Origin of the sequence: Bradyrhizobium sp. LMG 9283, from assembly GCF_045571415.1 — a bacterium.
In the GTDB taxonomy this organism is placed as follows: domain Bacteria; phylum Pseudomonadota; class Alphaproteobacteria; order Rhizobiales; family Xanthobacteraceae; genus Bradyrhizobium.
Window position 1 is genome coordinate 6,081,477 of sequence record NZ_CP120691.1, and the last position, 26,271, is coordinate 6,107,747.

Sequence of the window (26,271 nt, forward strand, 5' to 3'; positions counted from 1 at the left end):
ACGGCTCACACCATCTCGAGGTTCCGGGTTCGCCCTTCGGGCGCCCCGGAACGACGCTTGCGGCTACCCCGTATTCCGCAACCCCGCCGAGATGCCGTTGATCGTCAGCTGAATCCCGCGCAGCACCTGCTCGTCGGGGTTCTGTGCGCGGTGTTCTTTCAGCAGCTCGACCTGCACGTGATTGAGCGGATCGAGATAGGGGAAGCGGTGCCGCACGGAGCGCTCCAGCAGCGGGTTGCTCTGAAGCAGCCGATCCTGGCCCATGATATCGAGCAGCGTCTCGATGCAGGAATGCCATTCGCGGCGAATGCAGCCGAAGATCTTTTCGCGCAAGGCTTCGTCGGGCACCAGCTCGGCATAGCGCGAGGCGATCGCGATCGAGCTTTTCGCGAGCACCATGTCCATGTTCGACAAGAGCATGCGGAAGAATGGCCATTCCCTGTAGAGCTCTTTCAGGAACGGCATGCCCTGTTGCGGATGCTCCGCAATCCACTGCTCGACCGCGCTGCCAAAGCCGTACCAGCCCGGCAGCATCAAGCGGCATTGCGCCCAGGAGAACACCCACGGGATCGCACGCAAATCCTCGATGGCGCGGGTCGTTTTGCGCGAGGCCGGACGGCTGCCGATGTTCAGCGTTGCGATCTCGTTGATGACCGTGGAAGCCCAGAAGTAGTCGACAAAGCCTTCGGTCTCATAGACCAGGCCGCGATAGGCTTTGAAGGCAAGATTCGAAAGCTCGTCCATCGCGACCAGATATTCGCGGCGCGGCGCGCTCTGGCGCGGATGCAATAAGCTTGCTTCGAGCGTCGCGGCGGCCAGGATCTCCAGATTGTTGCGGCCGACTTCGGCATTGGAATATTTCGACGAGATGATCTCGCCCTGCTCGGTGATGCGGATCTGGCCGTTCACCGCGCCGCCGGGCTGCGCGATGATGGCGTCATAGCTCGGCCCGCCGCCGCGGCCGACCGAACCGCCGCGGCCGTGGAACAGCCGCAGGCGCACGCCGTGGCGCTCGAACACGTCGACGAGGCCGATCTCTGCCTTGTACAGCTCCCAGCCCGAGGTGACGAAGCCGCCGTCCTTGTTGCTGTCGGAATAGCCGAGCATGACCTCCTGCACGCTGCCGCGGCTGTCGACGAGGCGGCGGTAATCATGCAGCGACAGCATGCGGTCCATGATGCCGCTTGAAGCCTGCAGATCCTCGATGGTCTCGAACAGCGGCACGATGTTGATGGCGCTGCGCCCGGAGGGATGGACGAGGCCGACCTCCTTCAGGAGCACGGCGACCTCGAGCATGTCGGACATCCCCTTGCACATCGAGATGATGCATTGGGGAATGGCATCCGAGCCGAACTTCGCATGCGCTTCCGCGGCGGCATGGAAGACGTTGAGCTCGCCCATGGTCTCGTCGCTGTACCTGACGAAGGGCGACACCAGCGCGCGCGTCGAGCGCAATTCGTTGGTGAGCAGCGAGATGCGCGCATCCTCGCCGAGCGCTAGATAGGACATGCCGGGATTTGCGGCGTCCATCAGCTCGGCGATGGTGCGCTCGTGCACCGCCGAGTTCTGGCGGATGTCGAGCCGCGCCAGGTGGAAGCCGAAGCAGTCCACCGCGCGCCGCAAATGCCGCAACCGGCCGCGGGCGATGACGCGGGCGTTGTTGGAGATCAGCGAGCGGTGCAGCACGTCGAGATCGGCCTGCAGCTCCGTGACGCTCTCGTATGGCGCCGCTTTGCCGACCGGTCGGCGCGTAATCTCGACCTCGAGCTTTTCGGCCGTCGCGGTCAGGCGCGCATAGATGCCGGAGACCGCAAGGCGATAGGGTTCCCCGCTCCGGTGCGGCGAGGTGTCGGGCGAGCGCTCCGCCAAGGTGCGCAGCTCCTCGGAGACGTCGGCGAGATGCGCCGCGATCGACAGCTCCGAGCCGAGCACGTGCAACTCGTTGAGATAGAACTGCATCACCCGGCTCGACTGCAGGCGCAGCGTGCCGCGCATCACGTCGGCGGTGACGAAGGGATTGCCGTCGCGGTCGCCGCCGATCCAGCTGCCCATGCGCAGGAACGAGGCGAGCTCGCTCGCGGCCTGCTCGCCGCCCTCCTCCAGACGGTCCTCCAGCGCGTTGACCAGCCGCGGCACCTCGCGCAGGAAGGTGTAGTCGTAGAACGACAGGCCGTTGGCGACCTCGTCGAGCACGGTGAGCTTGGTCCGGCGCAACAGGTTGGTTTGCCACAACGTCAGCACCTCGCGGCGAAGCTGCTCGTCGCTGGCGTCTGCCTCCTCCGCGGTCAGCGCGACCCGCTCGCGGCGGTCGAGCAGGGCTGCGATCTCCATCTCGCGGTCCATGGTGCTCTTGCGACGGACCTCCGTCGGGTGCGCGGTCAGCACCGGGCTGACCAGCGCGGTCTTGAAGAAGTTGCGCAGCTGATCGGGGCCGATGCCAGCGTCCCTGGCGTGCGCCAGCGTTTCCGCCAGCACGCCGGAGTTCTTGCCCGCGCCGCGGGCGCGCATCTGACGGATGTTGTTCTGGTCCTCGGCGATGTTGGCGAGGTGGGAGAAGTAACTGAAGGCGCGGACGATCCGCACCGTCTCCGAGGTCGACATGCTGTCGAGGATCTGCTCGAGCTCGCGGCGGGCGAGCCGGTCCTCGTCGCGGTGGAAGCGGATCGAGGTCTGCCGGATACGCTCGACCAGGTCGAACACGTCGGCGCCCTCCTGGTCGCGCACGGTATCGCCGAGGATGCGCCCGAGCAGGCGGATGTCGTCCCGCAGCCGCGCATCCGCTTCCATCGCCTGGACGTCCTCGGGGCGGTTGGGGCGATGCTCAGTAGCGTCGGATGGTACGGTCTGGAGGGACATGGCTCGCTCCCCTATTAGAGCTCCCAATGGCTCCCCGGCCCGTCGAGTGTGCGATATTTTTCTACCGCAGCGCAAGATGAAGTTGGTGGCGGCGCACGGTGCTGGGTGATGATCGCGTGTCCCGGACAAGCAGCAACGCCGCAAGCGTTGCTGCGCCGAGCCGGGACCCAGAAGCGACAGAGCACATTGCCGCAATATGGGCCCCGGCTCTGCAGCGCACCACGCCGCGAAGACGCGTCGCGCTGCGCTGCGTCCGGGGCACGAGAGCTTTCTCTTTATAGGCATGCCTTCGCGTTCTCGCGGCCGATTTCGCCCGAGCTTTGCTGTCGTTTCACCCTCATCGAGAAGGGAGGGCGCAGGGAAGGCCGCATAGGCGTTAAGTTTATTCTTGAGTGTTGGAATCACACGTGATTCCAAGGCGGGATGGCAGACGAATCGCTTCTGAACGAGGACTGGACGAGAGTGGTTGCGCAGCTCGGCGGGGCTGCGCAGCTTGAAATAAGTGCGCGCCAGACGAAGGCTTTCGTGCGGCGGCGCCAAATTCCAGATGCGGTGTCGTTACTTCGGCTGATGCTGGCCTATTGTCTGGGTGAAAGAGGGTTGAGATCGACAGCCGCGTGGGCCGCTTCTGTTGGCCTTGCCGACCTCAGCAGCGTGGCGTTGTTCTATCGCCTGCGTCAATGTGGCGATTGGTTTGCAGTGCTGGTGGAGGGCTTGCTGGCTGCGGCAGCCCCGAAGGCGAGCCGAGGCCGCCTGATCCGCATTATCGATGCGACGACAGTGCCTCAGGCAGGACCGGCTGCGCGCAGGAACAGTGAGCTTTGGCGCGTTCATAGTGCATTCGATCTGCCATATGAGCGCTTTGGTCACTTCGAGCTGACAGATCAGCAAGAGGGCGAAACGTTTGACCGGATACCGGTGGTCAAGAACGAGATCCGCATTGCTGACCGCGCTTATCTGCAACCTGACCGCATCGCCGCTGTCCGCGACGCCGGGGCAGACGTTTTGATCCGAGCGGGCTGGAAGAACGCACGTTGGCTTGATGCCAAAGGCCTTCCGTTCGATCTGATGGCCCAATTGCGTGCGGCGAAGGCGCACGGACTGATCGATCGGAGGATTTGGATCAAACGCAAGGACGGTGCGCCTCTGGCTATGCGTCTGGTCGCAGTCAAGAAGCCCGCCGGTGCAGTCGCGGCTTCGCGTCGTAAAGCCCGGCGCGACGCACAAGACGAAAACCGCGTCATCTCCAAAGAAACTCTGGAAGCCGCGGATTGGGTCATTCTGGTCACGTCGCTCGCACGGGACGAGTTCTCCACCAAGGATGTACTCGCGCTCTATCGACTGCGATGGCGCATCGAACTTGGCTTCAAGCGACTGAAGAGTCTGATTGGTCTCAAGACGCCACCTGGAACCGATCCGCGCTCCGCCAAGCCCTACTTGCTGGCACACCTCTTGATCATCCTGCTGCTCGAGCCGCTTGCCCGCGACTTCGAGGACTCTCCCCGCTGGATGCAGGCCGCCTGACGGCACCTGGCGCTTGGCGTGTTTTGCAACAACTCGTTGCATCCTTGCTACAAGCGATCATTCCACAACCAACCATCCGTTGCTTCCGCCGCAGAAAGCGAGCGCTTGGGCGGCACCTGCGCGAGCCTCCTCGAAAACGTCCGTATCAATCGATGCTCGCGCTACCTTAACGCCTATGGGGAAGGCCGGGCGCCGGCTGGCACCCAGGGTCCGCACGCGAGAAACGCACGCGGGGTGACCACAGGTGATGCCGGGACATCCCGGCCTTCCCTGCGCAATGGTTTTACGGCTTATGGCGCGCTCTCCCCGGGGAGCGATGCACTATTGCCCCCGTTGCCTTGCGGATGATCGATGCGCGGGTCCGGTCGGACCGCTTCACCACCGCAAGCCTTGACGTACAGACCCCGGGCGTCAGGACCACACGCTTTTGCCGTCCGCGGACGTCCCTCCCCAGACCGTCGGAAGCTCGCGCGTGCTCGCCCCCAATGCCGAAAAGAAACGCTATGACCGCGCCGTGTCGTGCCGCGGATCGTGATGGCTCACAGATTTGCCCGCCCTGCCACCCCGTCACGCGCCGGCGCTACCGCGTCCATCGCATCCCGGCCTACGTATCGTGACGATCGCGAAACGTCCCTTTGACGGGCCGGGATGGAGTGCGGTTTACCCGAAACAAAGAATTCGGTCAATCAGAATATTTTGCGGCCCTACCGCTTGACCTGCATGTGGCGTGTTTTGCCCGCCGGGCAACGCGAGGGATGGTGTGCGCAGCATCGTCTGGCCGCGGCCCGCAGCACCGGAGATATGCTCATTGACCGCAATGAACAGCTCCAACCAGCAAGTGGAGCTTAGATGAAACCAGGCCTCATCGAGTTTGGGCCCGCTCTCCTGAAAGCCGTTTAAACTAACGCTCAAGCACCCTCTCTTGGGCACGAGAGCTGACGTCTCGACCATGTCCAATTCCAGCGCTTGCTGCGGCCAGAAAGCAAGATGACAACTTGCGGCGATGGTGGCAGAATGGTGACAGACGTGGTTCGAAGACTTGGCGACCAAGAACAACGAAGAGAACAGTTCGCCGCGGTCACGTTGTCCAAGGGAGGAGATGGCTCATGAAACGCTTGTTTCTGGGGTTGATCGCCGTTGCCCTGATCGCTTCGGCGTTTGTCGTATCCACCACAACAGTCATGGCGCAGACGAAGGTGTTGAAGATGCAGGCCACATGGCCGGCGTCGCTTACGCTCTATGACAACTTCACCTATTTCGCCGACCGGGTGAACAAGCTGTCGGCCGGCGCGCTGAAGATCGAGGCGATGCCCGCCGGCCAGGTCGTGCCGCCGTTCGAGGTCCTGGACGCAACCCACAAGAAGGTGCTCGACGGAGCGCATGCGTGGGCCGGCTACTGGACCGGCAAGAACAAGACCGCGATCCTGTTCACCGGCGGTCCCGGCGGCACCTTCGGCATGGACTTCATAGACGTGATGGGTTGGCTCTATCACGGCGGCGGCCTCGATCTTTACAACGAGTTTTATCAGAAGGAGCTCAAGCTCAACCTCGTCGTGTTTCCAATCCTGCCTGCGGGGCCGCAGGCATTCGGCTGGTTCAAGAAGCCGATTCAGACGATCGAGGACATGAAGGGCATGAAATGCCGCCAGACCGGAATGGCCGGCGAAGTATGGCAGGCGCTCGGTTTCACGGTGGTCAACATGCCGGGCGGAGAAATCATTCCCTCCGCGCAACGCGGCGTGATCGATTGCGCCGAATGGGTCGGCGGCATCGAGGACCTGCAGCTCGGCTTCCAGAATGTCTGGAAGTATCACTATTCGCCGGGCTTGCATGAGAACGTGACGGTCGGCGAGATCGTCATCAACGGCGATGTGTGGAAGGAACTCAGCCCGCAACATCAGGAGATCATCAAGTCGGCGGCCAACGAGACATTCCTCGTCTGGTGGACCAAGTGGCAGCGCCAGAACGCTGATGCGCTGATTGAGATGCAGCAGAAGCACGGCGTACAGATCCTGCGCACGCCGACGGAGATCCTGCTGGCCTTCATCAAGAAGTGGGACGAGATCGCGGCGGCCGAGGGCGCCAGGAACCCGTTCTTCAAGAAGGTGCACGACTCGCAGAAGGCCTACGCCAGCGCTGTGGTGCCGTACAAGAGGTCCTATTTCCCGCCATACTCCTTCATGGCGAACTACTACTTCCCGGTCGAGAAATAGGACTTCCTCCGAGGGCGGCCGATTTGACCGCCCTCGATTCGCACGCAGGCGGCCTGCTTTGCGCCGCACGAACGATCGGCGAAAGGGCCGAGGCATGGCTGAGATAACAGGCAGGCAGCCGCCGGCGCTACTGGCCATCATCAGGATGATCGACGGCTTCACGGACCGGACCGGCACCATCATCTCGTGGCTCTCGGTACCGCTGGTTCTCGCCGTCGCCTACGAGGTTGGAGCGCGTTACCTGTTCAACGCGCCGACCATATGGGTCTACGACGCAACCTACATGCTGTACGGCTCGCTCTTCATGCTTGGCGCCGCTTACGCGCTGCATAAGGGTGCTCATATCCGTACCGACTTCTTCTGGGAGAAGTTCTCGATCCGAAGGAAGGGCTGGATCGATACGATCTCCTATGTCGTCTTCTTCTTCCCGAGCCTGATCATGCTGCTCCTGATCAGCTGGAACGAATTTTACTACGCCTGGCTGATCAACGAGACTTCGGACCAGACACCGTGGCGGCCCGTGCTGTGGCCGTTCAAATTCGTCGTGCCGTTCGCCTGCCTCCTGCTGCTGGTCCAGGGCGTGTCCGAGTTGATCAAGAGCATCTACATGGCGCGCACCGGCGTCGAACTGGAGCACAAGGAGAAGGTCGAGATATGACCGCAGAAGCGCTCATCGGCCTCATCATGCTGCTGGTGCTGCTTGGCGCGATCTTCATCGGTGTGCCGATCTCGTTCACGTTGCTGTTTCTCGCCTTCTCGTTCGGCTACTGGGGCATGGGCGGGACGGTCTTCGAGCTTGGTTACTTCCAGACCATCGGCATGATGAAGGAAGAACTTCTCGCCGCCGTACCGCTGTTCATCTTCATGGGCTTCATCACCGAGCAGGCGGGACTCATGGAGCGCCTTTTCACCGCGTTCCGCATGCTGCTTGCGCCGGTGCGCGGCGCACTCTTCCTCGTCGTCATCCTGACCTCGACCGTGTTCGCGATGGCGACAGGCATCGTCGGCGCAGCCGTCACCGTTCTTGGCATCATGGCCTCGCCGATCATGACGAAGGCGGGCTATGATGCCAAGCTTTCAGCGGGCACCATCACGGCGGGCGGCACGCTCGGTATTCTCATTCCCCCGTCGGTCATGCTGATCGTGATGGGGCCGGTGCTCGGGGTTTCGGTCGCCGATCTCTATGCTGCAGCCTTCGGACCGGGCTTTCTGCTGGCCGGCGTCTACATCGTCTATCTGATGGTCCGCTCCTTCATCAATCCCAAGCTCGGGCCGCCAGTGCCAAAGGATGAGCGGATCTACTCCGCTGGATACATTGCGCGCGAGGTGGTCGTCGGCACGCTGCCGCTGCTCGGGCTCATCACGGCGACGCTCGGCTCCATCATCGGGGGGCTTGCGACGCCGACGGAGGCCGCCGGCATCGGCAGCGTCGGCGCGCTGATCCTCGCCATCGCATATGGCAGGTTCTCGTTCAGCGGACTGCAGCGCGCTATGACCTCGACGATGGCGACGTCGAGCATGGTCCTGCTGCTGGCGGTCACATCGAACATTTTCGGTGCGGTGTTCGCCCGCCTCGGCTCGGCGAACTGGATCACCGAGACGATGCTCGGCCTGCAGTTGCCGCCGAGTCTCATGTTGATTGTCGTGCTCTTTCTCGTTTTCCTGCTGGGGTGGCCGTTTGAGTGGCCGGCCATCATCCTGGTGTTTCTGCCGATCTTCTATCCCGTCGTGAAAGGGATGGGCATCGACCTCATATGGTTCGGAGCGTTGGTTGCGGTGGTGCTGCAGACCGCCTTTCTGTCGCCGCCGGTCGCCATGTCAGCGTACTATCTCAAGCAGGTGGTCAAGGGCTGGAGTCTCGCGACGATCTACGCTGGCATGTTCCAGTTCATGATATTGCAGGTGATCTGCGTTGGCCTGATGATTGCTTTCCCCGGTATTGCGACCTGGTTCCCACACACGCTGCAAGAAGCATCTCGCAGCCAGGTGATCCCCGAGGAGTACAGAAAAATTTTGGAACAGCAGAAACAAGCACCGTCGCTGGAAGACGAGGACTGGTTGACACCAAAAAAGAAGTAGCGCTCGGCGATCGCGTGCGTTGCGCTGCTCAATTTCCGCTTCGGACCGGTCAAAAGGCGGACTTTACCGAAACGGCCGCTTGTGGTGGCAAACGGACATTAGCCAGGCTCCGCGGCCGCTACCGGTCCACATGCGAAAAGCTCGATGCGAGCAATTCGCGTCAGCCCTTGCGAAACCCGTCATGCTTCGTCATCGGCAGACGGATTAATGGGTTTCGCTTACGCTCTACCCATCCTACGAGCTCTCGTCGCACACATATGGGGCTTACAAACTAGGCCCATTCCGGGCGCTCGCCTCAGTCGCGATAACCCTTGCACTTCGTCTCTTCTTTGTACTCGCCGTGCTTGCCCCACTTCCGCTCAATCTTGCAGGGGCCTCGATAATACTCCTGCTTGTATTCGCGCTCATAGTCGTAGGCGCGGTAAGGACCACGATCGTAGCCCCATCGGCCTTTGCCGCTCTCATCCTTCCAGGGGTCGGCGAGTGCAGGTGTCACGATCAAGCCGAGAACAATTCCGATTGTCGGAAGCGCATGCTTCATGGTTCGACCTTTCAATAGCTGCCCGGCGCCGGGCAATGGGAAGGCGCTGGGCTTCTGGCAGTGCTTAAGCGCCATTCAATATCGCCCGAACGCTCAAAAGAACAGGGCTAGTGCACGACACGAAGAAAATAGTAGCTGACGCCACCGATTACGAGAATCGTAGGCACGGCCCAAAGCAGTACCACTGGCATGACTTCCTCCTCCTTCTTCTGCCCGCCAGGTAAACTGGCGAAGGAGGGTTGCGGTTCCAGAGCTGAGAAGAGCCGTCCACTCCCTTTAGGCTGCTCGCAGCGCCATAGAGAGAAGGCAAGCAAGCCGACGATGGCCAGCGACCACACCAACGCATGCGGCCCCCACGGTAGGAACCATATGTGCAGAGCCGTCATTGCTCTCGCAGCGGCTCGCCGGCACACCCACCCGCCTTCCCTGTAGACCTCCCGGCTAGCCGAACCGCCTCGCCCAAGGAGCAACGCCGATCATAGCGCCCGCCCCCAGGAGGGGCCGTCCACTGTGCGGGTTCTAACTGGTAAAGCGTATGGTTAAAGAACGCCGGTTAGAAAAGGTGGGGAGTCGCTACTAGCTGACTCCGCAAGCTCTGCAGCAATTGCTGCTGATCAGCTCTTAAGTTCGAATCGCAATGCGCCTTCCCATCTTGAGGAGGAACGTCGAGGTCATTGACTGCATTGAGTAGTCGAGCGCGGCTTAAGTAGCCGCCTTCCACCCTTAGGAGCGAACGGTGTCGAGATCACCGGTTTCGAAGGAAGAGCTTGAGCGAATTGCGCTGCAGGAGATCCGAAGCTTTCCAGGCTCGGAAAAGGTCGTCTCCATCGAAGTTGAGTTTGGGCCAGATTACCGACCCGGGACCACAGACTGGAAGCTGCATGTCGTCGCACAGGAAGGCTGCGATCTTGAGCGCGTTCAGTACGCAGCAAAGACCACAAGCGACCGGCTCAAACGTCGCTATGAGATCCGTTCCAATTAATCTCATAGAACGTCCGTATTGGGCCGACGGTCGCGGGGCCACGGCCTAGGCCGGCACGATCACCTTGCCGATCGGCCAGAGCGCGATGCCCGCGAGCTTCAGATGGGCCCAGGCGAAGGGGATGCCGATGATGGTGATCGCGAGGGCCAGCGCGGTCACGAGGTGACCGAGCGCCAGCCACCACCCGGCGAGCACGAACCAGATGATGTTGCCGATCACCCCGAGCGGACCGGTGCCGATATCCTCGACACCCGTGACCTCGTAGCGGCTGACCGCCTTCGAGCCGAACGGCAGCAGCGTGTAGACCGCAATGTTGAACGCCGCCCGCGCCCAGGGCAGACCGATGATGGTGATGGCCATGATGATCGCGGCGATCAGCCAGCCGAACGCCATCCAGGCGCCGCCGATGAGGATCCAGAGGATGTTGAGCAGGATGGAGACGGGGGTCATGGGATGATCCGGAGGTCGATGATCCCGTCTATATAGGTTCGGAATCTGTCGTCGCTAAGACGCTGCAAGGCCCGCGCTTCGTAGCCCGGATGGAGCGCAAGCGTAATCCGGGATGATCTCTCCGCAGCGAGAGACCCCGGATTACGCTTGCGCTCCATCCGGGCTACGAAGCGGGGCTAGATTTTCCGGCCCGCCTGCTCCCAATAGGGATCGCGCAGGCGGCGCTTGAAGATCTTGCCGGAATCTTCGCGCGGCAGTCCGGTGCGGATCTCGATGTGCTTCGGCACCTTGTAATCGGCGAGCGAGGTCTTCAATCGCGCGCGGACATCGGCGGCATCGAGCGTGACGCCGGCTTGCGGCTCCACCACCGCCATCAGCGCCTCGCCGAATTCGGCGTCGGGGATGCCGAACACCGCGCAATCGTGCACGCCAGGCACGGCGTGCAGCACCGACTCGATCTCGGCCGGGTAGATGTTGACGCCACCCGAGATCACCATGTCGCGCTTGCGGTCGCAGATGAAGACGTAGCCGTCTTCGTCGATATAGCCGACATCGCCGGAGGTGATGAAGCCGTCGCGATCGATCTCGGCGCGCTTCTCCGGCTTGTTGTGGTAGGTGAAGTCGGCAAGCTCGGCCATCCGGGAATAGATCTCGCCGATCTCGCCGACGCCGAGCACGCGGCCGTCCTCGCCGATGAAGCGGAGCTCCGCGCCGGGCGATATCTTGCCGACGGTGCCGGGCTTCTTCAGGGCGTCCTCGGAGGTTGCGAAGGTGACCGCGCTGGATTCGGTCGAGCCGTAGAACTCGTAGATCACCGGTCCCCACCACTCGATCATGGCGCGCTTGACGTCGGCGGGGCATGGTGCGGCGGCATGGATGACGTGGCGCAGCGAGGAGACATCGTACTTCCTGCGGATCGCCTCTGGCAGCTTCATCAGACGGATGAACATGGTCGGCACCATGAAGATGGTGTCGATCTTGTAGCGTTCGATCGCTTGCAGAAATTCTTCCGCCTCGAACCGCGGCATCAGCACCAGCGCGCCGCCGAGCTTGCCGGCGCGGATCCCGAACGAGTTCGGCGCGGAATGATAGAGCGGGCCCGGTAGCAGCGCACGGGCACCTGGCTTGAGCCCATAGATCATCGCGCGCATGCGCTCGCCGGCGGCCTGCTGCTCCGGCGTCGGCGCGTTGCGGCGCACGCCTTTGGGATGGCCTGTCGTGCCCGAGGTATAGATCATGTTCATGGGCTGCGGCACGACCGGGCCGTCATAGGGCTGCTGCTGCGCGAGCCAGGATTCGAAATCGATGGCGAAGTCTGGCGTCGTCAGATGATCGGGATCGATCTTGTAATTGGACAGGATCTCAGGCGGCGTCGGCACGCTGAGCACCGTGACGCCCTTGGGAATAGATTCGCGCAGTGCGTGCAGCATGTCGGCATGCGCGATCAGCACGGACGTGCCGGTGTCGTTGAGGATGTAATTGATCTCCTCCGGCTTGAAGTGCCAGTTGATCGGCACGCCATAGGCGCCGAGACGCATCGCGGCGTAGGCGGCCTCCAGGAAGGCGATGTCGTTGCGCATCAGCATGCAAACGCAATCGCCCTGGCGGACGCCGATCTTGGCGAGGCCGCTCGCGATGCGGTCGGCGCGATCGGTGACTTCGATGTGGGAACGGCGACGCTCACCGGAGACGATGCCGAGAAATGGGGACGCTTCGCTCATTGTTGTTTTCTTTGTTGTTGTGACGTCATTCCGGGATGGTCCGAAAGGACCGACCCGGAATCTCGATGTTCCGGGTTCGATGCTGCGCATCGCCCCGGAACGACTGACAATCAATCCGCAAACTTCGGCGCGCGCTTCTCCAAATTGGCGCGCACGGCCTCGGTCTGGTTGGGACTGCCGATCAGCTTCTGCTGCTCGATGGACTCGGCGAGCAGCGCCGGGCCCGGATCGACCGAGAGATTGTTGAGCATCCGCTTGGCGGCGCGGATCGCATCGGGGCTCTTGCCGGCGATCTCGCGCGCGACTTCGAGGGCGGCTGCACGCGGATCATCGCAGATGCGCGTGGCGAGGCCATAAGCCATCGCCTCCTGCGCGGAGAAGATGCGCCCCGTATAGGTGAGATCGCGCAGGATGTCGTCGCGCACCAGCGAGGCCAGGATCGGCGTGCCCGCCATATCAGGCACGAGGCCCCATTTGATCTCCATGATCGACATCCGCGCGTCGGGCGCCAGGAAGCGCATGTCGGCGCCGAGCGAGAGCTGGAAGCCGCCGCCGAAGGCCACGCCGTGCACCGCCGCGATCACCGGAACGGGGAGCTGGCGCCAGCCCCACACTGCCTGTTGCGGGAAATTCGCCTTGCCATACGTGCGCTTGGTGAGATCGCGATTTTCGCCACCCGGAATTCCGTTGCCGCCTTTCTCCTTCATCGCGGCAAAACGCCCCATGTCGAGCCCGGCGCAGAAGGCGCGGCCTTCACCTGAGAGCACGACGACGCGCACACTTTTTTCCTTGGAAAGCCGGTCGGTTGCGGCGACGAGGGCCTCGAACATCGGCTGATCGAGCGCGTTCATCTTGTCCGCGCGCACCAGGCGCACGTCGGCGACGCCTTCCGAGATCGAGATCGAGACGCGATCTTCCATGGACGAATTCTCCCCTGTTCTTGACCGGTTGCCGCTTTACAGGACGCCGGCAGACGGATTTGATCAATCGACCAATTAACTGACAATCCGTACGGGAGAAACAGCGATGTTCAAGGAAAATCTTCTGGCCGGACGGCGCATTCTCGTGACCGGCGGCGGCACCGGCCTTGGCAAGTCGATGGCGGCGCGCTTCCTGCAGCTCGGCGCCGAGGTGCATATCTGCGGCCGGCGCAAGATCGTGTGCGACGAGACTGCGACCGAGTTGATGGCCGAGTATGGCGGCCGCGTCACCAGCCACGGCGTTGACATCCGCAACGCGCTCGCGGTCGAGGAGATGATCGAGACCATCTTTCGCGATGGCCCCCTCACCGATCTCATCAACAATGCCGCCGGCAACTTCATCTCGCGCACCGAAGAGCTCTCGCCGCGCGGCTTCGATGCGGTCGCCAACATCGTCATGCACGGCACGTTCTACGTGACGCATGCGATCGGCAAGCGCTGGATCGCGTTGAAGCAGCCTGGCAACGTCGTCTCGATCACCACGACCTGGGTGCGCAACGGCTCGCCTTATGTGGTGCCGTCGGCGATGAGCAAGTCGGCGGTCCACGCCATGACGATGTCGCTCGCCACCGAATGGGGCCGCTACGGCATCCGCCTCAACACGATTGCCCCCGGCGAGATCCCGACCGAGGGCATGAGCAAGCGCATCAAGCCGGGAGATGAAGCCGGCGCACGCACCAAGGCGATGAACCCGATGGGCCGCGTCGGCACCATGGAGGAGCTGCAGAACCTCGCCGTGTTCCTGATCTCCGGCGGCTGCGACTGGATCAACGGCGAGACCATCGCCATGGACGGCGCCCAGGCGCTCGCGATGGGCGGCAATTTCTACCAGCTCCGCGACTGGAGCGACGACGACTGGAAGACCGCGCGCGAGAGCATCATGGCGCAGAACGAGAAGGACCGCGCGAAGCGGGGGTGATCTCGTGCCCCGGACGCAGCACAGCACGCCCCGGCGATGCGAAGCATCGTCCGGTGTGGCGTGGTGCGCTGCAGAGCCGGGGTCCATCTCGCCGCATGCTGGATCCCGGCTCAGCGGCGCATCACTTCGTGCTGCGCCGCGTCCGGGACACAAAACCAGGCACGCACTCTCCGTATTGTCTTCACCCGCGGATGACGCCACACTCCGCTTCATAAAAACAAGACGTACGGGAGAAACATGTCCACACAGCCTCTGGCGAACCTCGCCGACATGGTGCGCGAGCGCGCGAAGAGCCGCCGCAATGCCATCGCCTACGAGTTCGAGGGCCGCACCACCAGCTTTGCCGAGTTCGACGTCAAGACGAACAAGGTCGCCAACGCTTTGATCGCAATGGGCGTGAAGAAGGGCGACCGCATCGCCTATCTCGGCAAGAACAGCGATCTCTATTTCGAGCTGCTGCTGGGCGCGATGAAGGCCGGTGTGGTGATGGCGCCGGTGAACTGGCGGCTCGCCGGACCCGAGGTCGCCTTCATCGTTTCGGATTGCAAGGCGCCGGTGCTGTTCGTCGGGCCGGAATTCATCACGCAGGTTCGCCAGATCAGAGATCAGATACCCAGCGTGCGCACCGTCATCAGCACCGAGGGCGGCGCGCCGGAATGGCCGGATTTTATGGCATGGCGCGATGCGCAGAGCGACGACGATCCGAACGTGCCGATCGACACCAAGGACATCGCGATCCAGCTCTACACCTCGGGCACCACAGGCAAACCAAAAGGCGCGATGCTCTCGCACGCGAACTTCCTCAATCTCGTGCAGACAGGCAATGCCGAGGACAAGCCGGAGTGGAACCGGTGGTCAACCGACGACGTCTCGCTGGTGGCGATGCCGATCTTCCATATCGGCGGTTCGGGATGGGGCGTGATGGGGCTCTATCACGGCGCCCGCGGCGTGATCGCGCGCGAGTTCGATCCGACCAAGGTGCTGGATTTCTTCGAGCAGTCGGGCATCACAAAGTTGTTCATGGTGCCGGCGGCGATGCAATTCGTGGTGCGGCAGCCGCGCGCGAAGACGGTCGATTTCTCCCGGCTGAAATACATGCTGTACGGCGCCTCGCCGATCCCGGCGGCGCTGCTGAAGGAATGCATTGAGGTCTTCAAATGCGGATTCGTGCAGATGTACGGTATGACCGAGACGACCGGCACCATCGTCGCGCTGCCACCGGAGGACCATGTCGAAGGGCTGGAGCGGATGCGCTCGGCCGGCAAGGCGCTGCCGGGTGTCGAGATTGCGATTCTGGACGCGGACGGCAAGCCGCTGCCGCCGCGGCAGGTCGGCGAGATCGCGACGCGCTCGGGCTCCAACATGGCCGGCTACTGGAATTTGCCGGAGGCGACCGCCGCGACGCTGCGCAGTGACGGCTGGTTGCGCACCGGCGATGCCGGCTACATGGACGAGGACGGCTATCTCTACATCCACGACCGCATCAAGGACATGATCATCTCCGGCGGCGAGAACATCTACCCCGCTGAGGTCGAAAGCGCGCTGTGCGATCATCCTGATATCGCGGAAGCTGCCGTGATCGGCGTGCCCGACGATAAATGGGGCGAAGCGGTGAAGGCCGTCGTGGTGATGAAGCCCGGCAAAGAGGCGACTGCAACCGACATCATCAACTTCACCCGCGAGCGCATCGCCGGCTACAAGACGCCGAAGAGCGTGGAGTTCTTGCCGGCGCTGCCACGCAATCCGAGCGGCAAGATTTTGCGCCGGCAATTGCGCGAGCCGTATTGGACGGGGAAGGATCGAAGGGTGAATTGATTGCGCGGTGCCGTAGGGTGGGCAAAGGCGCAAAGCGCCGTGCCCACCGTTCTTCGTTTGCAAAAAAGAACGGTGGGCACGCTTTCGCTTTGCCCACCCAACGAAACCGGTGCAAGCATCAATGCTTCCCCGGCCCCATATAGCCGAACAGGAACCCGGCCACCTTGCGCATCTGGATCTCCTCGCTGCCCTCGGTGATGCGATAGCGGCGGTGGTGGCGGTAGATGTGCTCGAACGGCTTGTGGCGTGAGTAGCCCATGCCGCCATGGACCTGCATGGCGCGGTCGGCGGATTCGCAGCAGAGACGGTTTGCCCAGTAGTTGCACATGGACACGCGATCGGACAGCGTGCGCTCGATCTGCTCCTCGGTGAGCTGGTCCATCTCCCAGGCGGTCTTGCGGATCAACAGGCGCAGCATCTCGGCCTGCGTGGCGAGTTCGACCAGCGGGAACTGGATCGCCTGGTTCTCTGCCAGCGCCTTGCCGAACGGTTTTCGCTCTCGGGCGTATTTGACACTCTCGTTGATGCAGTAGACGGCCGCGCCCAGCGAGCTCGCGGCCTGGCGGATGCGGTTCTGGTGCACGAAACATTGCGCCAGGGAGAGCCCGCGGCCGACCTCGCCGAACAGCGCATCTTCGGGCACGAACACATCCGTGAAGCTGACGCGCGGATGGTCGGTCGGCATGTTGAAGGTCCACATGTATTCCTCGACCTTCACGCCGTGGCTCTTGGCGGGCACCAGGAAGCAGGTGATCCCGCGGGCATCGCCATCATTGCCGCTGGTGCGCGCGAACAGCGCGCAGTGCGTGGCCACATGCATGCCTGTCGTCCACATCTTCTCGCCGTTGATGATCCAGCCCTTGACGTTGTCGCGGTTCGCGGGCACCGCGCGCGTCTCCATGTGGGTGGCGTCCGAGCCGTGATGCGGCTCGGTGAGGCCAAAGGTGATGCGGTACTTGCCCCTGATCGAACCGTCGATCATCGCCTTCTGGTCGTCGCGGCCGTAGCGGTCGAGCATGGTGACGACGGGGAAATTGCCGACGATCGAGTGCTCGTTCTGGAGATCGTTGTGCAGGCCGAGCCCCTTGGCGGCAAAGTGCTCGCGGATCACCGCCATCCAGAGGTTGGAGCCGTCCCTGCCGCCATATTGCTTCGGCACCGGGAACCGCAGATGCCCGGCGGCGTCCGCGAGGTCCTTCGCCTTGCGCAGCAGCGCTTCCCATTCATGCCGCGGCAGACCGCCATTCTCGAAATCGGTACGCGCCCATTCGCGGCGATGGTCGAAGAAACGGATGTTGTCGTCAGCCTCCTCCAGCGGCTTGATCTCGCGTTCGATGAAACGGTCGAGCTCTCCGAGATAGGCGACGAGATCGGTAGGCAATGAGAAATCCACGGTTCTCTCCCGGATTGATTTTATCGTTTTGCGTTGAGGCGCTAGGCGCGTCTTTGCTTCGCACGATTAAGGTGAGAAGAGCCGCCGCAAGTCAAGCAAGCCGAGATGTGCCGGCTGCGCAAAGCGCACCAGCGCAATTCGCTGGTGCTCAAGAGCCGACGCGCGCTAGTATGACGCCGATATCCTTCAGAAGAAAAATGCGGGAGCGCGCGATGGAGCTGAAATTTTCCGAGGTGGAACGCAACGGACCGATCACGATCGTGACGCTGTCGCGGCCCGAGGTCTACAACGCGCTGCATACCGACGCGCATTTCGAACTGCAGAAGGTCTTCGACGATTTCTCCGCCGATCCCGAGCAGTGGATCGCGATCGTCACAGGCGCCGGCGACAAGGCGTTCTGCGCCGGCAACGACCTCAAGTGGCAGGCCGCCGGCGGCAAGCGCGGCTGGGACAAGGGCGGCTTTGCCGGCCTCACCTCGCGCTTCGACTGCGACAAGCCGATCATCGCCGCCGTGAACGGCGTTGCCATGGGTGGCGGCTTCGAGATCGCGCTGGCCTGCGACCTCATCATCGCTTCGGAGAACGCAACCTTCGCCCTGCCCGAGCCGCGCGTTGGCCTCGCCGCACTCGCCGGCGGCCTGCACCGTCTGCCGCGGCAGATCGGCCTCAAGCGCGCCATGGGCATGATCCTCACCGCGCGCCATGTCAGCGCCAAGGAAGGGCTCGAGCTCGGCTTCGTCAACGAGGTGGTGCCGCAAGGCGAGGCGCTCGCGGGCGCGCTGCGCTGGGCCGAGATGATCGCCAAGAACTCGCCGATGTCGATCCGGGCTTCGAAGCAGGCGATCCAGCGGGGGCTTGGCGTCTCGCTGGAGCAGGCGATCGATGAGCAGCGCGAGTATCCGGCGGTGAAGGCGATGGTGGCCTCGCAGGACTATATCGAGGGCCCGAAGGCGTTCTCGGAAAAGCGGCCGCCGAAATGGGTGGGGAAGTAGAACTGTCCTTCCGCTCGTCATTGCGAGGAGCTCTTGCGACGAAGCAATCCAGACTGCCCGTGCGGAAAGCCCCTGGATTGCTTCGCTTCGCTCGCAATGACGGCGAGAGCGTCTAGGCGCCTCGCGACAGCTCGCGCTTGTACGAGGCATAGTTCGGCTGATCGACCGCGAGCTTGTCCATCGTGGTCGCCCACAGATGCTCGGCAAGGCCGGGTGTTGCAAGATCGACCTCACCCTTTGCGATGCGATCGGCGAGCGCGCGGTTGAGCTCGGCGACGGAGCCGTCCATGCCGAGCAGCGCGCGCAGCCGCTCCACCTCCGCAGCATCGCTCTCCGCCTCCCGCGTCAGCTGCCGCGTCACGAGATCGAGGATGTTGATGGCGACGCGCAGCTTGAACGCGTGGTGGCCGGAGATCAGCGGCGCGATGTCGTTGCGGAGGAAATCGGCGACGGCTCTCGTCAGCTCGATCGGGGTCGGTTCGTCCTGCATGCGTCAGCTCCCGCGCGGCGCCAAGAGCCGCAACAGATCGATCTCGGTCTCGCTGGCGCGGCGGCCGATCATGGCGCGCTCCATGGAATGGTCCGGCCCTTCGCGAAAGCGCTGCATCATGCCGCCGCACATGATGCCCCAGCGCAGCGTGCCCATCACTTCCCAGAACTTGACGCGCGCAGGATCGACCTTGCGGCCTGCGGCCTCATAGCCCGCGAACAATTCCTCGCGCGTGCCAAACCCGCCGACCGGCTTGTCGATCTCGCCAAAGCGCCAGGAATTCACACAGACCCAGCCGAGATCCTCCATGGGATCGCCGAGATGAGCGAGCTCCCAGTCGAGCACCGCGCGGATACCGTCCGGGCCGATGATGAGATTGCCGTTGCGGAAATCGCCGTGCACCAGCGTGGTCTCGGCCGTGGGACCGGGATCGTGGTCGCGCAGCCAGCGCAATGCCAACTCGAACACGGGCTTGGGCCAGTTCAGGCTGCGATAGTCGCGTTCGAACTCGCCGATCTCCTGTGTCGTCGCCCGGCTGCGCAGCGCAGGCAATTTGTCCTGCGGCAGCCTGTGGAGGCCAGCGAGAATGCCGCCGATCTGCCGCGCAAGAAGCGGCCGCGCCGCCGCGTATTCCTCATCGCGAAGAATCTTGCGCGCGATGGTCTCGCCCTCGACCCGCTGCATGATGAAACCGGTGCCGAGATCGTCCTCCGGCGTGAGCACATGCATCACGCGCGGCGACGGCACGCCGGCTTCATAAGCGAGCTGCATTAGCTGTGCTTCGGCGGCAAGACCGGCCGCCCGCGTCGGCGCTGCGCCATAGCCCTTCGGCGAGCGGCGCAGGATCGCACCGATGACACCATCGGGATGCACGATGTCGAAGCGCCAGGTCTCCTGGCTGGCGCCGCCGGACAGTTTTGCGGCGCCTGTGACGCCGGTCGCGCCCGGGCACCAGCGCGCGACGCTGCGTGAGAGCTCCGCCTCGATCATTTGCCCTTGAACTGCGCAGGACGCTTCTCCAGAAACGCGCCGACGCCCTCGCGAAAATCCTGGGTGTCGCCGGCGCGGAGCTGGCACTGGAATTCGAGATTGAGCTGATCCTCGAAGGAATTTTCCGGGCTGTCCCAATAGAGCTTGCGGATCAGCGACAGCGCGACCGTCGGGCCGCTGGCGAGCTCGCGTGCGAGCTTCATCGCCTCCTCCATCAGCACGCCGTCGTCATAGACGCGGTTGACGAGACCCCATTCCAGCGCCTTTTCGGCCGGCAGCCGCTCGCCCATCAGCGACAATTCGATCGAGCGCGCGCGGCCGACGAGGCGCGGCAAGAGCCAGGTCGAGCCGCAATCCGGCACCAGCCCGATGCGGCGGAAAGCTTGCAGGAAATAGGACGAGCGTGCGCACAGGATCATGTCGCCAAGCAGCGCGAAGCTCATGCCGGCGCCGGCGGCCGGGCCGTTGACCGCGGTGATGATGGGGCAATGCAGGTTGCGGATGCGGCGCAGGAAGGGGTGAAAGCCGGTCTCCAGCGTCAGACCCGCCTTGGTCTTCTTCGACTGGTTGTTGCGGCCTTGGAGATTCGCGCCGGTGCAGAACGCGCGGCCCGCGCCGGTCAGCACGACGCAGCGCACCTCATCCTTCTTCTCCTCGATCGTATCGAGCGCCTCGGCAAGGCCACCCAGCATGTCCACGGAGATCGCGTTCATCACCTCCTGATGGTCGAGCCTGAGGATTGCGACCGAGCCATCGAAATCGAGCGTGACGTGTTTGAACTGCATGGTTTCCTCGTCAGTTGCGCCTGCGTCAGTTTCGCAGACCGGAATTCATTTTGCCGGGGCGCATATTTGATTTTTGTCGCGGTCTTGTCCATGGTGATCAGAGCATAGCAAGCAATCTTGCGCGCAGCGGCTGATGGGCCGCAGACCAAGAAACAGGAAACGCGCCATGACTATTTTCGACCTCTCCGGCCGCGTCGCCGTAATCACCGGCGGCAATGGCGGCATCGGCCTCGGCATCGCGCAGGCGCTCGCGGCCCAAGGCTGCAACGTCTCGATCTGGGGCCGCAATCCCAACAAGAATAAGAGTGCTGCCGCGAGCCTGGCCGGCCTTGCCGGGAAGGTGGATATTCGCGTCTGCGACGTCACCGACCCGGCCTCGGTCAATGCGGCGATGAAGGCGACGCTCGACACTTTCGGCCGCGTCGACGGCTGCTTTGCCAATGCCGGCATCGGCGGCGGCGGCCGGCGGTCCTTCATCGAGCGCACCGAGGAGGAATGGCGCACGATGTTCGCGACCAATCTCGACGGCGTGTTCCACGCGTTCCAGGTCGCGGCAAAGCACATGACCGAACGTGCCAATGCCGGCGATCCCTTCGGGCGGCTGGTTGCGACCTCGAGCCTCGCCTCGATCTTCGGCACCGCGCGCAACGAGCATTATGCCGCGACCAAAGCCGCCATCAACGCGCTGGTGCGCGCGCTCGGCGTCGAGCTGGCGCGTTACGGCGTCACCGCCAATGCGATCCTGCCGGGCTGGATCAAGAGTGACATGACCGCAGGGCTCATGGCCAACGACAAGTTCGTCGCCAATGTGATGCCGCGGATTCCGATGCGGCGCTTCGGCGAAGCATCCGATTTCGGCGGCATCGCGGTGTATCTGATGAGCAAGGCGTCGTCGTATCACACGGCGGATACGTTCGTGATCGACGGCGGCTATACGGCTTTTTGAGATTTCAAGTAGCCCGGATGGAGCGCAGCGCAATCCGGGACGGCCAAAAGCAAGCAAGACCCGGATTTCGCTTCGCTCCATCCGGGCTACAAACTCTGAGGGAATGGCAAATGTTCTCACACGTGATGATCGGCACCAACGATCTCGACAAGGCCAAGGCGTTCTACGACAAGCTGCTCGGCACGCTCGAGGTGCGGCCGGCCAAGGTCGACGGCCATCGCATTTTCTATATCACCAAGACCGGCGTGTTCTCGGTGTCGAAGCCGATCAACGGCGAACCGGCGACCTGCGCCAATGGCGGCACGATCGGCTTTGCCTGCAATTCGCCGGAACAGGTCGACAAATGGCACGCAGCCGGTATCGCGGCCGGCGGTAAGTCGATCGAGGATCCGCCCGGCGTGCGCCAGGGCCCCGGCGGCAAGCTCTACCTCGCCTATCTGCGCGATCTCGACGGCAACAAGATCTGCGCGATGCATCGGCTGCCGGCGTGATCTAGCCACACCCACAGCTGTCATGCTCCGGCTTGCCGCCTTCGCTAAAGCTCCGGCGCGCCGAGCACCCTTGTGGCCCCGGCGTAGCCTTGGCGAAGACGGGACCGGGGCATCCAGTACGCCGCGGCGTCTCGATTCATCACTGCGGTCTCTGGAATACTGGATCGCCCGGTCTTCGCCGGGCGATGACAGCGGAGAGTGAGGCGCACGCCTGCCGCCTCCCTACGCCCCATTCAAACAACATTTCAAACGCCCTCGCGATATTCCATCGCATGGCATGGCTTGCGCGAAAAATGCGCGCTCGCACTTTGGCGGCGCTGCGACTATTCTTGCGCCCAGAACGATCTCAGCGTCCCCGGGAGGAACAATGACAAAACACGCCTACATTCCCCGCACCACCAATTACACACTCAATCCCGGCGACGAGCTCAACGACCTCAGGATGTCGGACCAGGTCCGGCCGCTCTATGACCACGTCAAGAAGTTCATCCGCGACACCGTCGATCCCATGTCGATCGAGTTCGCCAAGGCCGGCGAAGGCAAGGAGGATCGCTGGAGCTTTACGCCGAAGCAGCTCGAGGTGCTGGAGAAGGCCAAGAACAAGGCCAAGCAGGAAGGCCTCTGGAACTTCTTCCTGCCCGACGACGAGACCGGCCAGGGCCTGAAGAATCTCGACTACGCCTACATCGCCGCCGAGCTCGGCAAGAGCCCGCTGGCGTCCGAGACCATGAACTGCTCGGCGCCCGATACCGGCAACATGGAGGTGCTGGAGCGCGTCGGCACCAAGGAGCAGAAGGAGAAGTGGCTGAAGCCGCTGCTCAATGGCGAGATCCGCTCCGCCTATGTCATGACCGAGCCGAATGTCGCCTCCTCCGACGCAAAGAACATCTCGACGACCGCGAAACTCGTCGGCGACGAATGGGTGATCAACGGCGAGAAGTACTACATCTCAGGTCTTGGCGATCCCCGCTGCAAGATCCTCATCGTGATGGTGAAGACCAATCCCGATGCACCGCCGAGCAAGCAGCAATCGCAGATCCTGGTGCCGCGCGACACGCCCGGCGTCGAGGTGCTCGGCCCCATGTACGTGTTCGGCCAGGACCACGCCCCGCGCGGCCACATGCACATGCGCTTCAACAATGTGCGAGTCCCTAAGGAGAACATCCTGCTCGGCGAAGGCCGCGGTTTCGAAATCTCGCAGCTCCGCCTCGGTCCCGGCCGTATCCATCACTGCATGCGCACCATCGGCAAGGCCGAGAAGGCGCTGGATTTGATGGTGCAACGCGGCCTCACCCGCGAAGCCTTCGGTAAGAAGATCGCCCATCTCGGCGGCAACATGCAGATCATCGCGCAGGCGCGCTGCGAGATCGAGGCGATGCGGCTGATGGTGCTGAAAGCCGCCAAGGCGATGGACGTGCTCGGCAACAAGGAGGCCCGCGTCTGGGTCTCCATGGTCAAGGCGATGGTGCCCGAACGTGCCTGCAAGATCATCGACCAGGCCATCCAGATGCACGGCGCCACCGGCATCTCGCACTGGACCCCGCTCGCCGAGATGTACCAGGACGTGCGGCACCTGCGCTTCGCCGACGGCCCGGACGAGGTGCACTGGATGGTGGTCGGCCGCCACGAGCTGAGCATGGCGTGAGTCACTAGGTGCCCACCACCGTGACCTCGTAAGAAGTGGTGGGCACGCGTTCGCTTTGCCCACCCTACGCCGTTTGAGCTACGTCGCGGGCGCGAGCTTGTCCTGCGTCTTGGTCTCGAAATCGGATGCGTCGTGACGCTCGTGGAGCTGGCTCGCGGGATCGCCGGAGACGCGGTTGACCATGCGGCCGCGCTTCACGGCCGGACGCTTGGCGATCTGGTCGGTCCAGCGCTGCACGTTCTTGTAGTCCTGCACCGAGAGGAATTCGCCGGCGCCATAGACCAGCCCCTTGGCGAGCGCGCCATACCAGGGCCACACCGCCATGTCGGCGATGGTGTACTCCTTGCCCGCGAGATATTCGTTATCGGCAAGGCGCCGGTCGAGCACATCGAGCTGGCGCTTGGTTTCCATCGCGAAACGGTCGATGGCGTATTCGATCTTCGTCGGAGCATAGGCATAGAAATGGCCGAAGCCGCCGCCGAGATAGGGCGCGCTGCCCATCTGCCAGAACAGCCAGGACATCGCCTCGGTGCGGGTCTTGATGTCCTTCGGCAGGAAGGCGCCGAACTTCTCGGCGAGGTAGAGCAGGATCGAGCCGGATTCGAACACCCGGATCGGCTCCGGACCCGAGCGGTCCATTAGCGCCGGGATTTTCGAATTCGGATTGATCCCGACAAAGCCGCTGCCGAACTGCTCGCCGTTGCCGATCCTGATCAGCCAGGCGTCGTATTCGGCCCTCTTGTGGCCGAGCGCCAAAAGCTCCTCCAGCATCACCGTGACCTTCACCCCGTTCGGCGTCGCCAGCGAATAGAGCTGGAGGGGATGCTTGCCGACCGGCAGCTCCTTGTCGTGGGTGGGGCCGGCAATGGGCCGGTTGATGTTGGCGAACTGCCCGCCATTCTCCTTGTTCCAGGTCCAGACTTTGGGCGGCACGTAAGGGGTGTCAGTCATGCAAGGGCTCCGGCAGATAGATGCGCCTGCATTAATTAACCCGCGAACGGCCGGTGACAAGGGCGCCGAAATGCATTGTCGGACGGGCCAACTCTACGTTTTGTCATGGCACCCCCTCCGCGCCGTCATTCCGGGGCGGCCGCAGGGCGAGCCCGGAATGACGGCGTCACCGTGGCGACCTCGTCACTGATCCGCCAGTAGACGTCGGCGCTGCAGGCGTAATCGCACGACGTCTACACGCAAGATGCGTCGTCGAATCCGGCATGGCATCGCAGGTGGGGATCAGCTAGCGTCGTCTCGCATCGCTCCGAAGCCAACGAGAACGCGAAGGTTGCTGCCGGGAGAGAGCCATGAAATCGCCGATCTGCGACATGCTGGGGATCGAATTCCCACTGCTCGCCTTCAGTCATTGCCGCGATGTCGTCGCCGCCGTCAGCCGCGCCGGCGGTTTCGGCGTGCTGGGCGCGACCGTGCACACGCCCGATACGCTCGAGCGCGAGCTGAAGTGGATCGACGATCACGTCGATGGCAAGCCTTATGGCATCGACGTGTTGATCCCCGAAAACATCTCGACCGCCGGCGAGAAGGACGTCACCTGGAAGAGCCTGGAAGCGCGCGTGCCGCAGGAGCATCGCGATTACACGCGAAATCTCCTGAAGAAATACGACATCGAGCTCACCACCACCGAGGTCGCGGACAACCAGCCGCCGCCGTTCGATGCGAAGACCGCGCTTCAGCTGCTGGAGGTCTCCTTCAATCATCCGATCCGCTTGATCGCCAATGCGCTGGGCGTGCCGCCGAAGGCGATGATCGAGATGGGCAAGACACACGGCGTCCCCGTTGCAGCGCTGGTCGGCGCCAAGGAGCACGCGCTGCGCCAGGTCGCAGCCGGCATCGATATCCTCGTGGTGCAGGGCACCGAGGCCGGCGGTCACTGCGGCGAGGTCTCGACCATGGTGCTGGTGCCGGAGGTGATCAAGGCGATCAAAAAGGTCCGCGACGTGCCGGTGCTGGCGGCCGGCGGCATCATGACCGGACGGCAGATGGCGGCGTGCATGGCGATGGGCGCGGCCGGCGTCTGGACCGGTTCGGTGTGGCTTGCGACCGTCGAGGCCGAAACTACCGAGATTTTCCGCGAGAAGATGATCGCGGCGTCCTCGCGCGATGCGGTGCGCTCGAAAGGCCGCACCGGCAAGCCGGCACGGCAGCTCCGCTCGGTCTGGACCGATGCCTGGGACCGCGCGCCGGACAGCCCGGGCGCGCTTCCGATGCCGCTGCAGAGCATCATCAGCCGCGACGCCTTCCATTCCATCGACCGAGCCGCCGCAAGCGGCAACGCCAAGGCGCGCGATCTCGTCAGCTATTTCGTCGGCCAGGGCGTCGGCCTGATCGACAGCGTGAAATCGGCGGGTGCCGTGGTGCAGGAGTTCAAGGAAGAGTTCGCCGAAGCCGTCGAGCACATGAATGCGCTGGTGGCGGAGTGACAACCCGACTCGTCATTGCGAGCG

The 26,271-nt window shown here is 63.2% G+C and carries 23 protein-coding genes; 12 read left to right on the forward strand and 11 right to left on the reverse strand.

The features are described 5' to 3' along the window. Positions 1-63 precede the first annotated feature (63 nt). Complete coding sequence (gene ppc, locus P6U29_RS28695; RefSeq protein WP_407113648.1) at positions 64-2,856, reverse strand: phosphoenolpyruvate carboxylase; 2,793 nt, start codon at positions 2,854-2,856, stop codon at positions 64-66. Between the two features lie 423 nt (positions 2,857-3,279). Here ppc and P6U29_RS28700 point away from each other — a divergent pair, with 423 nt between their 5' ends. After that, positions 3,280-4,380: an IS4 family transposase gene (locus tag P6U29_RS28700; RefSeq protein ID WP_407112594.1), complete on the forward strand. Its 1,101-nt coding sequence runs from the start codon at positions 3,280-3,282 to the stop codon at positions 4,378-4,380. 660 nt (positions 4,381-5,040) lie between these two features. Here the strand turns inward: P6U29_RS28700 and P6U29_RS28705 are convergent. Further along, positions 5,041-5,331, reverse strand: coding sequence for a hypothetical protein (locus tag P6U29_RS28705; protein ID WP_407113649.1), 291 nt, complete (start codon positions 5,329-5,331; stop codon positions 5,041-5,043). Between the two features lie 155 nt (positions 5,332-5,486). Here P6U29_RS28705 and P6U29_RS28710 point away from each other — a divergent pair, with 155 nt between their 5' ends. The 3 genes from P6U29_RS28710 to P6U29_RS28720 all read left to right on the forward strand — a co-directional run bounded on the left by P6U29_RS28710 (position 5,487) and on the right by P6U29_RS28720 (position 8,672). Beyond that, positions 5,487-6,593: a TRAP transporter substrate-binding protein gene (locus P6U29_RS28710; protein ID WP_407113651.1), complete on the forward strand. Its 1,107-nt coding sequence runs from the start codon at positions 5,487-5,489 to the stop codon at positions 6,591-6,593. Positions 6,594-6,687: 94 nt separating this feature from the next. After that, entirely contained in the window at positions 6,688-7,251 is a 564-nt protein-coding gene (locus P6U29_RS28715; protein WP_407113653.1) for a TRAP transporter small permease subunit, read from the forward strand. 26 nt (positions 7,252-7,277) lie between these two features. Next, entirely contained in the window at positions 7,278-8,672 is a 1,395-nt protein-coding gene (locus tag P6U29_RS28720) for a TRAP transporter large permease subunit (protein ID WP_407119441.1), read from the forward strand. Positions 8,673-8,967: 295 nt separating this feature from the next. Here the strand turns inward: P6U29_RS28720 and P6U29_RS28725 are convergent, their stop codons facing one another. Continuing rightward, positions 8,968-9,213 (reverse strand): hypothetical protein, encoded by a 246-nt coding sequence (locus P6U29_RS28725; protein ID WP_407119442.1) that lies wholly within the window; start codon positions 9,211-9,213, stop codon positions 8,968-8,970. 736 nt (positions 9,214-9,949) lie between these two features. Here P6U29_RS28725 and P6U29_RS28730 point away from each other — a divergent pair. Then, complete coding sequence (locus P6U29_RS28730; protein WP_407113654.1) at positions 9,950-10,195, forward strand: hypothetical protein; 246 nt, start codon at positions 9,950-9,952, stop codon at positions 10,193-10,195. A gap of 45 nt (positions 10,196-10,240) precedes the next feature. Here the strand turns inward: P6U29_RS28730 and P6U29_RS28735 are convergent, their stop codons facing one another. The 3 genes from P6U29_RS28735 to P6U29_RS28745 form a co-directional block, all read right to left on the reverse strand. Next, the gene (locus tag P6U29_RS28735; RefSeq protein WP_407113656.1) at positions 10,241-10,645 is read right to left on the reverse strand and encodes a YccF domain-containing protein; all 405 of its coding nucleotides are present in this window, start codon (positions 10,643-10,645) and stop codon (positions 10,241-10,243) included. 176 nt (positions 10,646-10,821) lie between these two features. Beyond that, positions 10,822-12,366: an acyl-CoA synthetase gene (locus P6U29_RS28740; RefSeq protein ID WP_407113658.1), complete on the reverse strand. Its 1,545-nt coding sequence runs from the start codon at positions 12,364-12,366 to the stop codon at positions 10,822-10,824. 110 nt (positions 12,367-12,476) lie between these two features. Beyond that, positions 12,477-13,286, reverse strand: a complete 810-nt coding sequence (locus tag P6U29_RS28745; protein ID WP_407113660.1) for a crotonase/enoyl-CoA hydratase family protein — start codon at positions 13,284-13,286, stop codon at positions 12,477-12,479. Positions 13,287-13,392: 106 nt separating this feature from the next. Here P6U29_RS28745 and P6U29_RS28750 point away from each other — a divergent pair, with 106 nt between their 5' ends. Next, complete coding sequence (locus tag P6U29_RS28750) at positions 13,393-14,265, forward strand: SDR family oxidoreductase (protein WP_407113662.1); 873 nt, start codon at positions 13,393-13,395, stop codon at positions 14,263-14,265. Positions 14,266-14,502: 237 nt separating this feature from the next. Then, positions 14,503-16,080: a fatty acid--CoA ligase gene (locus P6U29_RS28755; RefSeq protein ID WP_407113663.1), complete on the forward strand. Its 1,578-nt coding sequence runs from the start codon at positions 14,503-14,505 to the stop codon at positions 16,078-16,080. Positions 16,081-16,198: 118 nt separating this feature from the next. Here the strand turns inward: P6U29_RS28755 and P6U29_RS28760 are convergent, their stop codons facing one another. Beyond that, complete coding sequence (locus tag P6U29_RS28760; protein WP_407113665.1) at positions 16,199-17,473, reverse strand: acyl-CoA dehydrogenase family protein; 1,275 nt, start codon at positions 17,471-17,473, stop codon at positions 16,199-16,201. 212 nt (positions 17,474-17,685) lie between these two features. Between P6U29_RS28760 and P6U29_RS28765 the strand changes: the two genes are divergently transcribed. Further along, positions 17,686-18,465 (forward strand): enoyl-CoA hydratase-related protein, encoded by a 780-nt coding sequence (locus P6U29_RS28765; RefSeq protein WP_407113667.1) that lies wholly within the window; start codon positions 17,686-17,688, stop codon positions 18,463-18,465. 112 nt (positions 18,466-18,577) lie between these two features. Here P6U29_RS28765 and P6U29_RS28770 read toward each other — a convergent pair whose 3' ends face one another. The 3 genes from P6U29_RS28770 to P6U29_RS28780 are packed head-to-tail and all read right to left on the reverse strand — an operon-like array spanning position 18,578 to position 20,730. Next, a complete protein-coding gene (locus P6U29_RS28770; RefSeq protein ID WP_407113669.1) occupies positions 18,578-18,955 on the reverse strand; it encodes a DUF6285 domain-containing protein in 378 nt (125 codons plus the stop codon). A 3-nt stretch (positions 18,956-18,958) separates the two neighbouring features. Then, a complete protein-coding gene (locus tag P6U29_RS28775) occupies positions 18,959-19,945 on the reverse strand; it encodes a phosphotransferase family protein (protein WP_407113671.1) in 987 nt (328 codons plus the stop codon). Next, the gene (locus tag P6U29_RS28780) at positions 19,942-20,730 is read right to left on the reverse strand and encodes an enoyl-CoA hydratase/isomerase (protein WP_407113673.1); all 789 of its coding nucleotides are present in this window, start codon (positions 20,728-20,730) and stop codon (positions 19,942-19,944) included. The genes P6U29_RS28775 and P6U29_RS28780 overlap by 4 nt, the downstream gene beginning before the upstream one ends. Before the next feature lie 166 nt (positions 20,731-20,896). Here P6U29_RS28780 and P6U29_RS28785 point away from each other — a divergent pair, with 166 nt between their 5' ends. The 3 genes from P6U29_RS28785 (at position 20,897) to P6U29_RS28795 (ending at position 23,812) form a co-directional block, all read left to right on the forward strand. Continuing rightward, entirely contained in the window at positions 20,897-21,676 is a 780-nt protein-coding gene (locus tag P6U29_RS28785; protein ID WP_407113675.1) for an SDR family NAD(P)-dependent oxidoreductase, read from the forward strand. A 110-nt stretch (positions 21,677-21,786) separates the two neighbouring features. Next, positions 21,787-22,167: a VOC family protein gene (locus P6U29_RS28790; protein WP_407113677.1), complete on the forward strand. Its 381-nt coding sequence runs from the start codon at positions 21,787-21,789 to the stop codon at positions 22,165-22,167. Between the two features lie 367 nt (positions 22,168-22,534). Continuing rightward, positions 22,535-23,812, forward strand: coding sequence for an acyl-CoA dehydrogenase family protein (locus P6U29_RS28795; RefSeq protein ID WP_407113679.1), 1,278 nt, complete (start codon positions 22,535-22,537; stop codon positions 23,810-23,812). Positions 23,813-23,890: 78 nt separating this feature from the next. On the opposite strand, the gene yghU is transcribed toward P6U29_RS28795, so the two are convergent. Continuing rightward, entirely contained in the window at positions 23,891-24,763 is an 873-nt protein-coding gene (gene yghU, locus P6U29_RS28800; protein WP_407113681.1) for a glutathione-dependent disulfide-bond oxidoreductase, read from the reverse strand. Between the two features lie 350 nt (positions 24,764-25,113). On the opposite strand from yghU, the gene P6U29_RS28805 reads away from it, so the two are divergent. After that, positions 25,114-26,247: a nitronate monooxygenase gene (locus P6U29_RS28805; RefSeq protein ID WP_407113683.1), complete on the forward strand. Its 1,134-nt coding sequence runs from the start codon at positions 25,114-25,116 to the stop codon at positions 26,245-26,247. Positions 26,248-26,271 lie beyond the last annotated feature (24 nt).